The 16,745-nt window shown below is 75.7% G+C and carries 4 protein-coding genes; 2 read left to right on the forward strand and 2 right to left on the reverse strand.

What is annotated here, in order from left to right; all coding sequences use genetic code 11:
• Positions 1-3 precede the first annotated feature (3 nt).
• Positions 4-2,547 (reverse strand): BTAD domain-containing putative transcriptional regulator, encoded by a 2,544-nt coding sequence (locus ACLJPY_RS19670; RefSeq protein ID WP_410590351.1) that lies wholly within the window; start codon positions 2,545-2,547, stop codon positions 4-6.
• 17 nt (positions 2,548-2,564) lie between these two features.
• Positions 2,565-3,794, reverse strand: coding sequence for a pyridoxal-dependent decarboxylase, exosortase A system-associated (locus tag ACLJPY_RS19675; protein WP_410590352.1), 1,230 nt, complete (start codon positions 3,792-3,794; stop codon positions 2,565-2,567).
• A gap of 485 nt (positions 3,795-4,279) precedes the next feature.
• On the opposite strand from ACLJPY_RS19675, the gene ACLJPY_RS19680 reads away from it, so the two are divergent.
• The gene (locus ACLJPY_RS19680) at positions 4,280-12,352 is read left to right on the forward strand and encodes an SDR family NAD(P)-dependent oxidoreductase (protein WP_410590354.1); all 8,073 of its coding nucleotides are present in this window, start codon (positions 4,280-4,282) and stop codon (positions 12,350-12,352) included.
• Between the two features lie 28 nt (positions 12,353-12,380).
• Positions 12,381-16,739, forward strand: coding sequence for a type I polyketide synthase (locus tag ACLJPY_RS19685; RefSeq protein ID WP_410590355.1), 4,359 nt, complete (start codon positions 12,381-12,383; stop codon positions 16,737-16,739).
• The last annotated feature ends 6 nt before the right edge of the window (positions 16,740-16,745 follow it).

Here is a 16,745-nt window from a genome sequence, read left to right on the forward strand (position 1 = left end):
GGGTCAGGCTTCCTCGGGGTACTCCGACTCGCGCCGCCACGAGATCGGGCGCGGGCGCGGCAGCCGTCGGTGTCCCCCACGGCCGGCCGGCCTCGGTGCGCCGTCGGGCTGGGCGCGGTCGGCCGCCAGCTCGAACTGGTCGCGGCCCACCGTGATCCGCGGCGAAGCCGTGCGGTTGCCCCGAACCGGATCCGGCGACGACGGCGTCAGCGGCACCGGCGCGGGCGCCGCCACCGCGGCCCGCGCCCGGTCGACCCCGGCCAGCACCTGGCGGACCAGTTCGTCCCAGCTCACGCCGCCGGCCTGCTCGCCGGCGGTCAGCGCGCGGGTGATGCGGCCCGCCGCGTCGGCGAACCGGCTTTCCCGGACCGCCAGCTCGCCGAGGGACTGTTCGAGCGCCGCTTCCGCCCGGCGGTCGCCCGTCGGGGCCACCGCGCGCAACGCCGTTTCGGCGCTCTCCCGCCAGTCCGCGTACCGGCCGCGTTCGCCCGCCAGGTCGGCCACCGCCAAGGCCAGTTCCGCGCAGTACTCCGGTTCCCCGGCGTCGGCGGCTTGGCGCACCGCGGCCAGCAGGCCGGCCGACTCGCGGTCGTACCAGGTGCCCGGGTCGCCGAGCTCGGCCACCACCGCGGTCCGCGCCGCGCCGCCGGCGGCGGCACCCCGGACGGCGTCGGTCAAGGACAGCCACGCGCCGAAGAGCCGCCGGGCGGCCGCCGCGCGCGCCGGTTGTGGTTGCGCCGCCAGCATTTCCAGCGCGAGCAGCCGGGTCAGCGACGGCAGCCGGTAGCGGACGCCGGCGACGTCGACGAGCCGCGCGTCGACCAGCGCCTCCAGCGCGTCGGCCGCTTCGGCCGGGCCCAGGTCGGCGAGCGCCGTCGCCGTCCAGCCCGCCCAGCTGCCCGCCGGGAGCAGGGCCAGCCGCGCGAAGAGATCACGGGCCGGCGCGGGCAGCTCCGCCAGGCCGCGGCCGACGGCGGCGCGGACACCCGCGCCGAGCCTGCCGATCCGGTCGCCTTCGGCCCGCAGCCGGGCCACCGCCTGGGCCAGCGTGCGGCCCGGGCGCGCCGCGACGTGCGTCGCGGCCGCCGTCACCGCCAGCGGCAGGCCACCGCAGAGTTCGACCAGCTCCACCGCGTCGGACAGCTCCGCCGTCACGCGGTCCTCGCCGACCAGCGCGGACAGCAGCTCGACGCCCTCGGCGCCGTCCAGCACGTCGAGCTCGGCCACCGCCACCCCCGGCAGCGACGGCACGCGAGCGTGCGTGGTGACGAGCAGCCGGCAGCCCTGGGCGTCGGCGACGAACGGCGTGACGCGGGCCAGGCCCGCCGCGTCCTCCAGCACGGTCAGGACCCGGCGCCCGGCCAGCACGCTGCGGTACAGCGCGGCACGGCCGTCCAGCTCCTCGGGGATCTCCGCCGCCGGTACGCCGAGCGCGTGCAGGAAGCGCACGAGCACCTCGCCCGCGTCTTCCTCGCCGAGCCGGGCGTAGAGCACGCCGTCGGGGAACGACGGCGCGGCCCGGTGCGCGGCCTCCGCCGCCACGGCGGACTTGCCGGCCCCGCCGCGGCCGGTGAGGACCGTGACCACCGCCGCGCCGGGGCCGTCATCGGTGAGCCCGCGCCGCAGCCCGGCCAGGAGGCGCTCGTGCCCGGTGAAGTACGGCAGGCGCGCGGGCAGCATCCGCGGGACCGCGCGGGCGCTCGCGGGTGCTTCGCCCGCACCGGCGAGGATGTCCTGGTGCAGCTCCCGCAGGGCGGCGCCGGGCTCGAGGCCCAGTTCGTCGACGAAGCGGCGGCGCACGTCCCGGTAGGCGGCGAGCGCCTCGACCCGGCGGCCGCACCGGTGCAGCGCGGTCATCAGCTGCAGCACGAACCGCTCGCGCAGCGGGTGTTCCTCGGTCAGCACCGAGATCTCGCCGACGACCTCACGGTGCAGGCCCAGCTCCAGTTCGGCGTCCAGGCAGTCCTCGAGCACCTCGACCCGCCGCTGCGCGATCCGGACCTGGTGCGCGCGCACGACCCCGCTGTCGATGCCGGTGAGCGGTTCCCCGCGCCACAGCGCGAGCGCTTCGCGGAAGGCGGCGCGGGCCTCCTCCGGCCGCCGCGCGGCCCGCCCGCGCGCCACCAGCGCCTCGAACTCGTGCAGGTCCAGCTCCCCCGCTGCCAGGTCGAGGCAGTACCCGCTGCCGCGCGCCGAGATCCGTTCCCCGAGACCGGCCTTCGCCAGCGCGCGCCGCAGGGCCGACACACAGGTCTGGACCTGTGCCCGGGCCGTCGCGGGCGGCTCGGCGCCCCACAGCGCGTCGAGCAGCACCTCCACCGGCACCACGCGGTTGCCGTTGAGCAGCAGCAGCGCGAGCACCACCTGCTGGCGGCGCGCGGTGACGACGACCGGCTCGGTGCCGCGGACCTGCAGCAGGCCGAGCACGCGGAAACCGGGTCCGGGCCAGGGTTCGCCTTCATCGCGGGGGTTCCGGGCGGCGGAGCCCCCGGTGGTCACTGCGGCCCGGAGCACGGTGGCTCCGGCGGCCGGCACGGTGGTCTGCACGGTGTTCCCTCCCGGGATCAGACGAGGACTTCGGGCGGCGCCGGGTGCCCGAGGAAGGCGGTGGGGCTGGCGGTCAGGCCGTAGGCGCCGGCCTGGAAGATCGCGATCAGGTCACCGATCGCCGCGCCGGGCAGCGAGACCCGGTCGCCGAGGAGGTCGAGCGGGGTGCACAGGCAGCCGACCACGGTCACCGTCTCTTCCGGACCGCCGGGCGCGGAGGCCAGGGCCAGCGGGTAGTTGCGGCGGATGGCCTGGCCGAAGTTGCCGGACGCGGCCAGCTGGTGGTGCAGGCCGCCGTCGACGACGAGGAACGTCGTGCCGCGCGAGACCTTCCGGTCGACCACCCGGGTGAGGTACACCCCGGCCTCGCCGACGAGGTAGCGGCCGAGTTCGATGACCACGCGCGCTTCGGGCAGCGCGGGCCGCAGCGAGACGTCCAGCAGCTTGGCCAGGTTCTCGCCGACCTCGTCGAGGTCGAGCGCGGTGTCGCGGGCGGTGTAGGGGATGCCGAAACCGCCGCCGAGGTTCACCGTGCGCACCGGGCCGGGTGCCGCCTCCGCGAGCTGCAGGACCAGGTCGACCGTCGCGCGCTGGGCCTCGCAGAGGCTTTCGGCGCGCAGGTTCTGGGAGCCGGCGAAGACGTGGAAGCCCTGGAAGTCCAGGCCCGCGGCGCCGACCTCGGCGAGCACGGCGGGGACGCGCTCGGCGTCGATGCCGAACTGCTGCGGGCCACCGCCCAGGCGCATGCCGGAACCGCGCACGGCGAAGTCGGGGTTCACCCGCAGCGCCACGCGCGGGGTGAGGCCGAGGCGGTCGCCCGCTTCCCGCACGCGGGCCAGCTCGGTCGTGGACTCCAGTTCGACCGTGACACCGGCGGCCACCGCGCGGGCCAGCTCGGCCGCGGTCTTGCCGGGCCCGGCGAAGCTGATCCGCTCCGGCGGGACGGTCGTGTCGAGCGCCTGCCGCAGTTCGCCGGCGGAGGCGACGTCGAGCCCGTCGACGATCCCGCTCAGGTGGTGCAGCAGCGCGGGCATCGGGTTGGCCTTGACCGCGTAGCTCAGCTCGACGTCGTCGGGCAGCGCGGCCCGCACCCGCTCGACGCGGGCGGTGACCAGCGAGCGGTCGTAGGCGAAGAAGGGGGTGGTGCCGACCCGCGCCGCGAGCCGGTCCACGGGCACGCCGCCCACGGTGAGCACACCGCCGGCGCGGCCGAACGGCGCCGCCGCGGCTTCCGTCGTGTTCGCCATCGCTTTCCTTTTCTTCGAGCACGGGAATGACATCCGGGAAAAGCACCACCGGCGGTTCGTCGGCGGTACGGGGACCACTGAAGCAACTACCCACCCACCCGGACATGGGTAGTCCTCACCCAGATTCGGCGCGGTCGTGGGGATGGGGGCACCCAGGTGTACCTGCTGTGTCCGTCCGGTCACTGCGGTGACATCGATCCGTTCGGTTGGGACAGTCGTTTTCGCAGGTCAGAGCAATTGACCACACCGTTCGGCCCAGTCACCCGCCCCGCTGCTCCAGCCGGGTGGCCCGCCGGCGGTGGCAGCTTCCTGCCGTCGCCTGCCTGCCACCGGCGGCGCCGGAAACCCCTCTTGACGAACGGGGTGCGCACACCGCACGATCGGAATCCACCGGCGCTGCCCCGGAATTCACCGGGACCCGGCGCAATTCGGTGAGCACGACGTTTTTGCCGATTTCCGCGATCCCTTCCGACGATGGGTGAACTATGTCTTCCCTGCCTGCTCCCGGTGAGCCGATCGCGGTGGTCGGCATGTCCTGCCGGCTGCCCGGCGCCCCCGGCCCGGCGTCGCTGCGCCGGCTGCTGGCCGAGGGCCGCGAGGCCGTCGGCGACGTCCCGCCGGGCCGGTGGGCGGACGGCGACACGACCGGGCGCGGCGGTTTCGTGTCCGATGTGGACGGTTTTGACGCCCCCTTCTTCGGGATCTCCCCGCGGGAGGCCGCCGCGATGGACCCCCAGCAGCGGCTGGTGCTGGAGCTGGCGTGGGAGGCGTGCGAAGACGCGCGGATCGCGCCCGGCACGCTGCGCGGCAGCGGCACCGCGGTGGTGGTCGGCGCGATCGCCGGCGACTACGCGCTGCTGCACGACCGCCTCGGCGCCGGGCCGCACACGCTCACCGGCACCCACCGCAGCCTCATCGCCAACCGCGTCTCCTACGTGCTCGGGCTGCGCGGCCCGAGCCTGACCGTCGACTCCGGACAGTCGTCGTCGCTGGTCGCGGTGCACCTGGCGGCCGAGCAGCTGCGCCGCGGCACCGCGGCCGTCGCGCTCGCCGGCGGGGTCAACCTCAACCTCCTGGCCGCGGGCACCGAGACGGTGGACCGCTTCGGCGCGCTGTCCCCGCAGGGCCGCTGCCACACCTTCGACAGCCGCGCCGACGGGTACGTCCGCGGCGAAGGCGGCGGCCTGGTCGTCCTCAAGCCGCTGAGCGCCGCGCTCGCGGACGGCGACCGGGTCCACGCGGTCCTGCTGGGCGGCGCGGTGAACAACGACGGCGGCGGCGCGGGCCTCACCGTGCCGCGGGCCGAGGCGCAGACCGAGGTGATCCGCCTGGCGTGCGCCGACGCGGGTGTCGCCCCGGCCGACGTCCAGTACGTCGAGCTGCACGGCACCGGCACGCCGGTCGGCGACCCGATCGAGGCCGAAGCCCTCGGCGCCGCGTTCGCCGGGGACCGGCCCGGGCCGCTGCAGGTCGGTTCGGTGAAGACCGTCCTCGGCCACCTCGAAGGCGCCGCCGGTATCGCCGGGCTGCTGAAAGTCCTGGTGTGCCTGCAGGAACGCCGTCTCGTGCCGAGCCTGAACTTCGTCACGCCGAACCCGGCCATCCCCTTCGGGACGCTCAACCTCGAAGTGGTCCACGAGGGCCGGGACTGGCCGCGGCCGCAGGACCGGCTCGTCGCCGGCGTGAGCTCGTTCGGCGTCGGCGGCACCAACTGCCACCTCGTCGTGGCGGAAGCCCCGGCGGTCGTCCCTCCGGAAGACGTCTTGGCCGAGAACGCGCCGCTGGTGCTCTCGGCCCGCTCCGCCACCGCCCTGCCCGCGCAGGCCCGCGCGCTCGCCGGCCACCTGGCCGAACACCCGGACCTGGCGCACGGCGACGTCGCCCGGTCGCTGCTGCGCACCCGGGACCTCTTCGAACACCGCGCGGTCGTCTTCGGCGACCTCGCCTCGCTGGCCGCCGGGACGCCCTCGGAGAACGTCGTGACCGGGCGGGCCGTCGACGGCACCGACGTCTTCGTGTTCCCCGGGCAGGGGTCGCAGTGGCCCGAGATGGCCCGCGCCCTGCTGCGCGACTCGCCGGTGTTCGCCCGCAGGCTGGCCGAGTGCTCGGCGGCGCTGGCCGGGTTCGTCGAGTACGACCTGCTCGGCGACCTGCGGGACGGCACCGCCGACCTCGGCCGCGTCGACGTCGTCCAGCCGGCGCTGTGGGCGGTCATGGTGTCGCTGGCGGCGGTCTGGCGGGACGCCGGGCTCACGCCGTCGGTCGTGGTCGGGCACTCGCAGGGCGAGATCGCCGCCGCCACCGCGATCGGTGCGCTGTCGCTGACCGACGGCGCGCGGGTGGTCGCCTTGCGCAGCCGCGTGATCGCCGGGATGCCGCGCGGCGGCGGGATGCTGTCCGCCGGAGTGCCCGAGGACGTCGTCCGCCCGCTGCTGCCGCCCGGGGTGTCGGTGGCCGCGGTGAACGGGACGCGGTCGGTGGTGCTGTCCGGGCCGTCGGATGCGCTGGCCCGGCTGCACACCACGCTCACCGGAGCCGGTCACCGCGCGAAGGTCCTGCCGGTCGACTACGCGTCGCACTCGGCGGCGGTGGACCCGCTGCGGGCGGAGATCCTGCGCCTGCTGGCCCCGGTGCGTCCGGTGTCCACTCCGGTCACTTTCGTTTCCGCGCTCACCGGCGAACCCTTCGACACCGCCGAGCTCGACGCCGGGTACTGGTTCGAGAGCCTGCGCCAACCGGTCCGGTTCGCCGAGGCGACCGCCGGGGCGCTGGCGGCCGGCGGCGCGCGGTTCGTCGAGTGCAGCCCGCACCCGGTGCTGCTGGGCAGCATCGAGGAGACCGCCGAAGCGCACGAGCGGACGGTCGCCGTGATCGGGACGCTCCGCCGGGACGACGGCGGCGGCGACCGCCTGCGCCGCAGCTTCGCCGAGGCGTTCGTCGCGGGCGCCGGGGTGCACTGGGAGGTGCCGGGCGACCGGCTCGTGGACCTGCCGACGTACGCCTTCCAGCGGACCCGGCACTGGCTCGGCGAAGAGGTCGCCGCCGCGCCGATCGCCGTCGACCCGACGCAGGTCGCCGACCTGGTGCTCGCCACGGCGGCCGCCGTCCTCGGCCACGCCGACCCGAGCGGGATCGACCCCGCGTCGACGTTCAAGGACCTCGGCTTCGACTCGGTGAGCGTGGTCGAGCTGCGGACCCGGCTGCAGGCCGCGACCGGGCTCAAGCTGCCGACCACGCTGCTGTTCGACTTCCCGACCCCCGCGCACCTGATCACGCACCTGCGGCAGCCGGGTGCCACCGTGGTGGCGGAAGCCGCGCCGCAGCAGGGTGACCCGATCGCGATCGTCGCCATGGGCTGCCGCTTCCCCGGCGGCATCACCTCCCCGGCCGAGCTGTGGGACCTGGTTTCGGCGGGCGGCGAGGCCGTCACCGAACTGCCCGCGAACCGCGGCTGGGACCTCGACACGCTCCTCGGCGAGGCCGGGCCCGGCTCGTGCGCCACCCGTTTCGGCGGGTTCCTCCACGACGCCGACCGGTTCGACCCCGCGTTCTTCGGCCTCAGCCCCCGCGAAGCCCTGGCCATGGACCCGCAGCAGCGGGTGCTCCTGGAGATCAGCCACGAGGCGATCGAGCGGGCCGGCCTCGGCTCCCTCGAGGGGACCGACACCGGCGTGTTCGTCGGCGCGATGGCGATGGACTACGGCCCGCGGCTGCACGAGCCGACCGGGCTCGTCGACGGCCACCGCCTCACCGGCACCTCCCCCAGCGTCGCGTCCGGCCGGATCGCCTACACCTACGGGCTGCGCGGGCCGGCGCTCACCGTCGACACGGCGTGCTCGTCGTCGCTGGTCGCGATCCAGCTGGCGGCCGACGCGCTGCACCGCGGCGACTGCTCGCTGGCCCTCGCCGGCGGCGTCACGGTGATGGCCGCCCCCGGCAACCTGGTGGACTTCACCCGCCAGAACGGCCTGTCCGCCGACGGCCGCGCGAAGGCGTTCTCCGCCGACGCCGACGGCACGGCGTTCGCCGAGGGCGCGGGCATGCTGGTGCTGGAGCGCCTGTCGGACGCCCGCCGCCACGGCCACCCGGTCCTGGCGCTGCTGCGCGGCGGCGCGACCGGCTCGGACGGCGCCAGCAACGGCCTGACCGCCCCCAACGGCCAAGCGCAGCAGCAGGTGATCCGCCGGGCGCTGCGCGCGGCGGGACTGTCCACACGGGACGTCGACGTGGTCGAGGCCCACGGCACCGGCACCGAGCTCGGCGACCCGATCGAGGCGCACGCGCTGCTGGCCACGTACGGACAGGACCGAGAAAAGCCGCTGTGGCTCGGATCGCTGAAGTCCAACATCGGCCACACCCAGGCGGCGGCGGGGGTCGCGGGGGTGATCAAGATGGTCGAGGCGCTGCGGCACGACACGATCCCGCGCACGCTGCACGCCGAGGTGCCGAGCCCGCACGTGGACTGGGCGAGCGGCCGCGTCGAGGTGCTCTCGGCGGCGCAGCCGTGGCCGGAACTCCGGCGCCCGCGGCGGGCGGCGGTGTCGAGCTTCGGCATCAGCGGGACCAACGCGCACGTGCTGCTGGAGTCGGTGCCCGCCGAGGAGCCCGCACCGACGCCCGCGGAGCACCCCGGCGCCGGAACGCCTGCCACGCCCGAAGCCGCGGCCGCCAACGGGCCCGCACCGACACCCACCAAGCCGCAGCACCTCCACACCGGCGCCCGCGAAGAGCTCCGAGCTGCGCCCGCCAAGGAACCCGCACCGACGTCCGCCGAGCCACAACACCCCCACACCAGCACGCACGTCGCTCCCGCCGACGAACCCGCACCGGCACCGGCCAAACCGCTGGTCTGGCCCCTGCACGCGCACACCGCCACCGCTCTCCGCACCCAGGCCGCCCGGCTCCTCGCCTACGCCGAAACCGCCGCCGACCGCGACCTCACCGCCACCGCCGCGATCCTCGCCCGCCGCCGCCCCGGCACCTGCCGCGCGGTCGTCGTCGCCGAAGACCGGGCCGATTTGGTCGCCGCCCTGGCTGCCCTCGCCGAGGATGCGCCGCACCCCGCGCTCGTCACCGGCACCGCCGCGGGCGACACCAAGCCGGTCTTCGTCTTCCCCGGCCAAGGCGCCCAATGGCCCGGCATGGCCGCCGAACTCCTCGCCACCGATAAGGACTTCGCGCGGCTGCTCACCGACGCCGCCGAGGCCCTGCGGCCGCACACCGGCTGGTCGGTGCTCGACGTGCTCACCGGCGCGGCAGGCGCGCCGGGACTGGAGGGGACCGACGTCGTGCAGCCCGTGCTGTTCGCCGTCATGGTCGCCCTCGCCGGACTGTGGCAGGCCGCCGGGGTCGCTCCGGCCGCGGTGGTCGGCCACTCCCAAGGCGAGCTGGCCGCGGCCGTCATCGCCGGGGCGCTGCCGCTCGCCGACGCCGCCCGGATCATCGCCGTGCGCAGCCGGCTCCTCACCGCCGAACTGGACGGCACCGGCGGGATCCTCGCCGTCGGCCTGCCGGTGGCGCAGGTGCGGGAGCGGCTCGCGCCGTGGGCGGGCCGCCTGTGGCCGGCCGTGGACAACGGCCCCACCGGCACCGTGGTCGGCGGCGACCTGGCCGCCATCGAGGAGTTCGCCGCCGCCTGCGCCGACGTCCAGATCCGGCGCACGCCGGTGGCGTACGCGGCGCACACGCCGCACGTCGAGGCCGTCCGCGAGGCCCTGCTCGCCGAGATCGGCGAGCTCGCGCCCGCCGACACCGCGACCACGATCTGCTCCTCCTGCACCGGCGGTTTCCTGCCGGGCTCGGAGCTGACCGCGGACTACTGGTACCGCAACCTGGCCGAGCCCGTCGAGTTCGACACCGCCATCCGCGCCTTCGCCGGCTACCGGCGGCCGCTGTTCGTCGAGGTCAGTCCGCACCCCATCCTCGCGGGCGCGGTCCAGGAGATCCTCGCCGACGCGGGCATCGACGGCACCGCCGTCGGCACGCTGCGCCGCGGGGAGGGCGGGTACCGCCGGTTCCTGCTCGCCTTGGCCGCGGCCCACGTGCGGGGCGCCGCCGTGGACTGGCCGCGGCTGCTCGGCCCGGTCACCCGCCACCCGGACGTCCCGACCTCGGCGTTCGACCGGCAGCGCTACTGGCTCACCGACCGCTCCGGCGGCCTGCTGGGTGCGCCCACGCCGGTCGCCGACGGCGACGGCCTGGTGGCCACCGGAAAGCTCTCGCTCACCTCGCTCCCGTGGCTGGCCGGGCACGCCGTCCGCGGCACGGTCCTGTTCCCCGGCACCGGCTTCGCCGAACTGGCTCTCGAAGCGGCGGACGGCGGGAGCGTCGAGGACCTGACGCTGGAAGCTCCGCTGGCGCTGCCCGCCTCGGGCGTCGTCGAGGTCCAGGTCGGCCTCGGCAAGGCGGACGACCTCGGCCGGCGGCTGCTGACCGTCCACTCGCGACTCGGCGACGGCCCGTGGACCCGGCACGCGACCGGCACGGTGGGCCCGGAGCCGCGGCCCGGCACCCCCCTGCCGGCCTGGCCGCCCGTCGGCGCCGAACCGGCCGACCTCGACGGCGCCTACGCGCAGCTGGCCGGCCGCGGGTACGAGTACGGGCCCGCGTTCCAGGGGCTCCGGGCCCTGTGGCGCGACGGCGACGACCGGTACGTCGAGGTCGAACTGCCCGCCGAGGGCGAGTTCACCGCCCACCCCGCGGTGCTCGACGCGGTGCTGCACGCGCTCGTCCTCGACGGCACCGAGCTGCTGCTGCCGTTCTCCTTCGGCGGGCTGCGGATCACTTCGCCGCTGCCGGGTTCGGTGCGGGCCCGGCTGTCCGGCTCGGCCACCACCGGCGTCGAAGTCACGCTCTACGACACCGCCGGCACCCCGCTCGGCGGCGTCGAGTCGCTGCTGCTGCGACCCGCCGCCGACGCCGTCGCCACCGCGGAGCTCTACCGCGTGGAGTGGACGCCGGCGCCGGTCGGTGGCGGTACCGACCGCGAGTGGACCGTGATCGGCACGGAGCTGCCCGCGGTCGTCCCGCCCGTCGTGCTCACCACCGCGCACGAGTTGCCCGCCGTGCTCGACCTCGCGCAGCGCTGGCTGCTCGACGAGCGCTGCGACGGCTCGCAGCTGGTGTTCCTGCAGGACCCGGGCTCGCCCGAAGGCGCGCCGGTGTGGGGGCTGGTGCGCTCGGCGATCGCCGAGCACCCCGGCCGCTTCGCCCTCGCCGGTGCCCGTCCCGGCGCCCCGGTGGCGGCAGCGCTCGACGCCGGCGAGCCGCAGTTCGCCGTCCGGGACGGCGCCGTGCTCGTGCCGCGGCTCGCGCGCTGCGCGGCCGAGCCGTCCACAGTGGACTTCGCCGGCGGCACGGTGCTGATCACCGGCGGCACGGGCGGACTGGGCGCGCTGGTCGCCGAGCGGCTGGTGACCGCGCACGGCGTCCGTGACCTGCTGCTGGTCTCGCGCCGCGGCGGCGACGTCCCGGCCCGGCTGGCCGGGCTGGACGCCCGCGTCCGGGTGGTGGCGGCCGACGTCGCCGACCGGGCCGCGCTGTCGGCCGTCCTGGCCGGGGAGACGCTGACCGGGGTGGTGCACGCCGCCGGCGTCCTCGACGACTCGACGCTCACCGGGCTCACGAAGGCGCAGCTGGACACCGTGCTGCGGCCCAAGCGCGACGCCGCCTGGCTGCTGCACGAGCTCACCGGAGACCAGCCCCTCGCCGCGTTCGTGCTGTTCTCCTCGATCGCCGGGGTCCTCGGCAACCGCGGCCAGGCGAACTACGCCGCCGCGAACGCCTCCCTCGACGCGCTGGCCGAGCACCGGGCGGCACGCGGGCTGCCGGGCGTGTCGATCGCATGGGGCCTGTGGGACACGGCCACCGGGATGACCGCCGCGATGACCGCCACCGACCGGTCGCGCCTGACCGGCGTCCGGCCGATCACCGAGGCGCAGGGCCTCGCCGCGTTCGACGCCGCGCTCGGGCTGTCCGGCACGGTGGTGGCGTCCACTTGGGACACCGCGGCCCTGCGGGCAGCGGACGACGTTCCCGCTGTGCTGCGGAGCTTCGTACCGGTGCGTCGCACGGCCTCGGCCGCTCCGGTTGCGGCAGGACTGGCCGGGCAGCTCGCCGGGCTGGACCGGGAAACGGCCGCCGCGACGGTGACCGGCTTCGTCCGCACTGAGGTCGCGACGGCGCTCGGACACCGGTCGCCGGCGTCGGTCGAGGTGGCGAAGCCGTTCAGCGAGCTGGGGATCGACTCGCTGACGTCGGTGGAGCTGCGCAACCGCATCGGCGCCGGGACCGGGCTGCGGCTGCCCGCGTCGCTGCTGTTCAACCACCCGACCGTCGAGCTGCTGGCCGCGCACCTGCTCGGCGAGCTGCTCCCCCCGCCACCGGACCCCGCGCAGCGACTGCGCGAGACCCTCGGCGAAGTCCTGCCCGGCGCCGGTGACGAGGACCGCCTGCGGCTGGCGGAAGTGCTGCGGGAGGCACTGGACGGGCTCGGCGCGTCGCCGTCGCTCGACCTGGCCTCGGACGACGAGCTCTTCGCCTTCATCGACAAGCTGTGATCTTTTGCGAACGGATAGGGGTTCGATCATGACCGGCGAAGACAAGCTTCGCGACTACCTGAAGCGGGCGACGGTCGAGCTCGCGGGCGCGCGCCGCCGGCTGGCCGAGTACGAGGCCCGCGAGAGCGAGCCCATCGCCGTGATCGGCATGTCCTGCCGGTTCCCGGGCGCCCCCGACGTCGAATCGTATTGGCAGCTGCTTCGCGAAGGCCGTGCCGCGGAAGTCGGCGACGTCCCGGCCGGCCGGTTCGACCACGTTCCCGGCACCACCGGCCGCCGCGGCGCGTTCCTGTCCGAAGTGGACGGCTGGGACGCCGGGTTCTTCGGCTACGCACCGCAGGAAGCGCTGCGGATGGACCCGCAGCAGCGCCTGCTGATGGAGCTGGCGTGGGAGGCGATGGACGACGCGGGCACCCCGGCGCCGCGGCTGCGGGGCAGCCGCACCGGCGTGCTGCTCGGGTTCTCCGACGCCTTCCAGTACGGCCAGGTGGAGGCCGAGCGCGAAGGCACCGGCGTGTACGCCGACCCGTACATGGGCCAGGGCAGCCTCGCCAGCGTCGTCGCCGGGCGGCTGGCGTACCACTTCGACCTGCGCGGCCCGGCGTTCTCGCTGGACACGGCGTGCTCGTCGACGCTGGTGGCGGTGCACCTCGCGGCCCGCGCGCTGCGGGCGGGCGAGTGCGACTACGCCCTCGCCGGCGGCGGGTTCCTGGCGCTGCACCCGTTCCTGTACGTGTACAGCAGCCGGAACGCGCTGCTGTCCCCGACCGACCGCTGCCACACGTTCGACACGAGCGCGGACGGCTACATGATGGGCGAGGGCGGCGGGATGGTCGTGCTGGCCCGCCTGTCCGACGCCCTGCGCGACGGCCACCGCATCCGCGCGGTGATCCGCGGTTCGGCGGTCAACCAGGACGGCCGCAGCAACGGCCTGACGGCGCCCAACCGCAGCGCCCAGGTCGACGTGATCCGCCGCGCCCTGGCCGACGCCGGTGCCGCCCCGGCCGACGTGGACTTCTTGGAGGCGCACGGATCGGGCACCCCGCTGGGCGACGAGATCGAGCTGGGCGCACTGGGCGACGTGTTCGGCGAGCGGCCGGCTTCCCGCCCGCTCACGGTCGGCGCGGTGAAGACGAACATCGGCCACACCCACACGGCGGCCGGGATTGCGGGGCTGATCAAGACGGTCCTGGTCCTGGAGAACGGCGAGGTCCCGCCGAACCTGCACATGACCGACCCGGCCGAGCAGGTCCTGGCGAGCCCGGCGGTCCGGCCGTCGGCCGGTCTGTCGCCGCTGCCGGATAGCGGCCGCCCGGCGGTGGCGGGGGTGAGTTCGTTCGGCTGGTCGGGCACGAACGCCCACCTGGTGCTGGAGGCCGCACCCCCGGCCCCGGCCCGGCCGCCGGTCGCGGAGGTCGCGGAGGTCGTGGAGGTCGCCGAGCTGATCCCGGTCTCGGCGGCGTCGGAGACCGCGTTGCAGGCGCAGCTCGCCCGTCTCGGGGAAAACACCGGAACCCCGTTGGCCGATCTGGCGCACACCCTCCGCGAGGGCCGGGCGCACCTGGACCACCGGCGGGCCGTCGTCGCCACCAGCCTCGAAGACGCCGCCCGGCAGCTGGCCGCCGCGGCCACCACACCCGGCGTGCACCGGAAGTCCGGCGACCCGAAGGTCGCCTTCCTCCTCCCCGGTGTCGGGGACCAGTACCGGGGTCTCGCGACCCAGCTCTACCGGGACGAACCCGTGTTCGCCCGAGCCGTGGACGAATGCTGCGCCATCGCCGCCGAGCGGTGCGGGGTCGATCTGCGGGGCGCCTTCTTCGCGGAACCGCGCGCCACCACAGGGTCGTTCTTCGGCGCCGGGCCGGAAGACGAACTCCTCGACCGCGCCGAAGTCGCGCACCCGCTCCTCTTCACCGTCGAGTACGCGCTCGCGCAACTGCTCGCCGACCGCGGGGTCAAGCCGGATCTGCTCGTCGGCTACAGCCTCGGCGAGTACGTCGCCGCCTGCCTCGCCGGGGTCTTCACCCTCGCCGACGCCCTGCACGTCGTCACCGGGCGCGCCCGGCTGATCGGCCGCGCGCCCGCCGGGCGGATGCTCGCCGTCGCCGCCTCGGCGGCCCAGGTCGCCGCTGCGCTGATGGACAGCACCATCGACGTGGCCGCGCTCAACGGCCCGCAGATGACCGTCCTCAGTGGAGCTCCCGAAGACGTCGAAGCCGCGGCCGCGCAGCTGAAAGCGGCCGGCCTCGCCGCCCGGGCGCTGCGGTCGGCCCACCCGTTCCACTCCACCCTCCTCGAACCCGCCCGCGACGAACTCGCCGCGCTCGTCGCCTCCGTGCCCCGGCAGGCACCGCGGATCCCGATCGTCTCGAACGCGACCGGCGCCGTCCTGACCGACGCCGAGGCCATCGACCCGCAGTACTGGGCCGGTCACCTCTGCCGCCCGGTGCGGTTCGCCGACGGCGTCCGGCACTGCGCCGGCCAGGAGGTCGACGCCTACGTCGAGCTCGGCCCCGGTCAGACGCTCGGCGGGCTGGTCCGCCAGAACCTCACCGACGCGCGCCCCACCGTCCTCGGCACCCTGCCCGCGCCCTGGCCCGTCGAGAACCGCCCGGCCGAAGGCACCGCCCTCCTCGAAACCCTCGCTCGGCTGTGGGAACTGGGTGTCGCCGTCGACTTCAAGAGCCTGCGGCGGGAGGGCCGTACCGTCAGCCTCCCCGGCTACCCCTTCCAGCGCACGAAGTTCTGGCCCCAGGCCACCCGCACGCCGGCCGGACCGGTCGAGGAAGACGGTCGGCTCTACGTCCCCGTCTGGCGTCTGGACCCGACCCGGCCCACGACCACCCCGCACGGGTCGCTGATCACCACCAACCGCGACCTCGCCGCGCTGGCCGCGGAAGCGGGCATGACCGTCGGCACCGACCCGGCCCAGCTGCCCCAGCCGCTCCACGTCGTCCACGACGGCGGCTTCGACGACCTCCTGCGGGCCGTCCAGGTCCTGGACGGCCACGACGTCCGGCTGCTCACCGTCACCACCGGCGCGGCCGAAATCACCGGCGGCGACCTCACCGACCCGGCCGCCGCCGCGGTGCACGGCCTCGGCCGCGGTGTCCGCGCCGAATACCCGGGCCTGCGCTGGCGCGGCGTCGACGTCGAACCCGGCACGCCGGCCCAGCACCTCCTCGACGAGCTCGCCCGGCCATGGCCCGACGACGCCGCGAAGGAGCCGGTGCTCACCGGCTGGCGCGGCGGACGCCGGCGCCTGCAGGAGTACACCGAGCTCACCCTCGACGACGTCACCCCGGACTGGGGCGGCACGCACGTCGTCACCGGCGGCACCCGCGGCCTCGGCATGCTGGTGGCCAAGCACCTCGCCCGCCACGGCGCCCGCAAGCTCGCCCTGATCAGCCGCACCGGCGAGGCGGACGCAGGCGACCTCGACGCCCTGAAGCCGGCCGAGGTCCTGGTCCTCACCGCCGACGCGGGCGACCCGGAGCAGCTCGCCAAGGCACTGCGAGAAGCCAGAACGCAGCTCGGCGAGTTCGACTCGATCGTCCACGCCGCCGGCCTGCCGGGCGGCGGGCTCGCACAGCGCCGCACCGCCGAGGACATGCACCGCACCCTCGCCCCGAAGGTCCACGCCGTCGGGCCGCTCCTCGACGCCCGGCCGCGGCGGCTGGTCCTGTTCTCCTCGATCGTCACGGTCGTGGGCGGCATCGGCGAAGCCGACTACTGCGCGGCCAACAGCGTCCTCGACGCCCACGGCGCCGCACTGTCCACAGCGGACACGCAGGTGGTCACCGTCGCCTGGGGACACTGGCAGCACGACTCCTGGGCCGACGCCGCCACCGGCGAAGCCCGGCTTGCCTACCGCCGCCGCTACGGCTTCACCGCCGAAGCCGGCTGCACGGTGCTCGACCGGCTCATCGGCACCGGCTTCCGCGGCACCGTCGTGGCCCTGCGCCAGGACCTGCCGGGCGCCCGCCGCGAGCTGGCCGAGCTCAACGACCTCGGCGGCCTGGTCGAGGCCGCACCGGCGGCCAAGACGCGCTACCCGCGGCCGCCGCTGCGCACCGAGTACGCGGCTCCGCGCGGCGAGCTCGAGACCGACATCGCCGGCGTCTGGGGCGAGTTCCTCGGCATCGACGCCGTCGGCGTCCACGACCCGTTCTTCGACCTCGGCGGCAATTCGCTGGTCGGCATGGCCATGGTGGCGGCGCTGGAAAAGCGCCTCGACCGCCGGATCGCGCCGGCTGTGCTCTTTGGCCACCCCACCGTGGCCGCCTTCGCCGCCGCACTGACCGACACCGACGCCCCCGCCCCGCGGGCGGCCACCACCGGATCCGCGCGGGGCCAGCGCCGCCGCCTGGCCGGCACCCGGAAATGAGGGACA

Origin of the sequence: Amycolatopsis sp. lyj-23 (genome assembly GCF_046549135.1) — a bacterium.
Lineage (GTDB): Bacteria > Actinomycetota > Actinomycetes > Mycobacteriales > Pseudonocardiaceae > Amycolatopsis.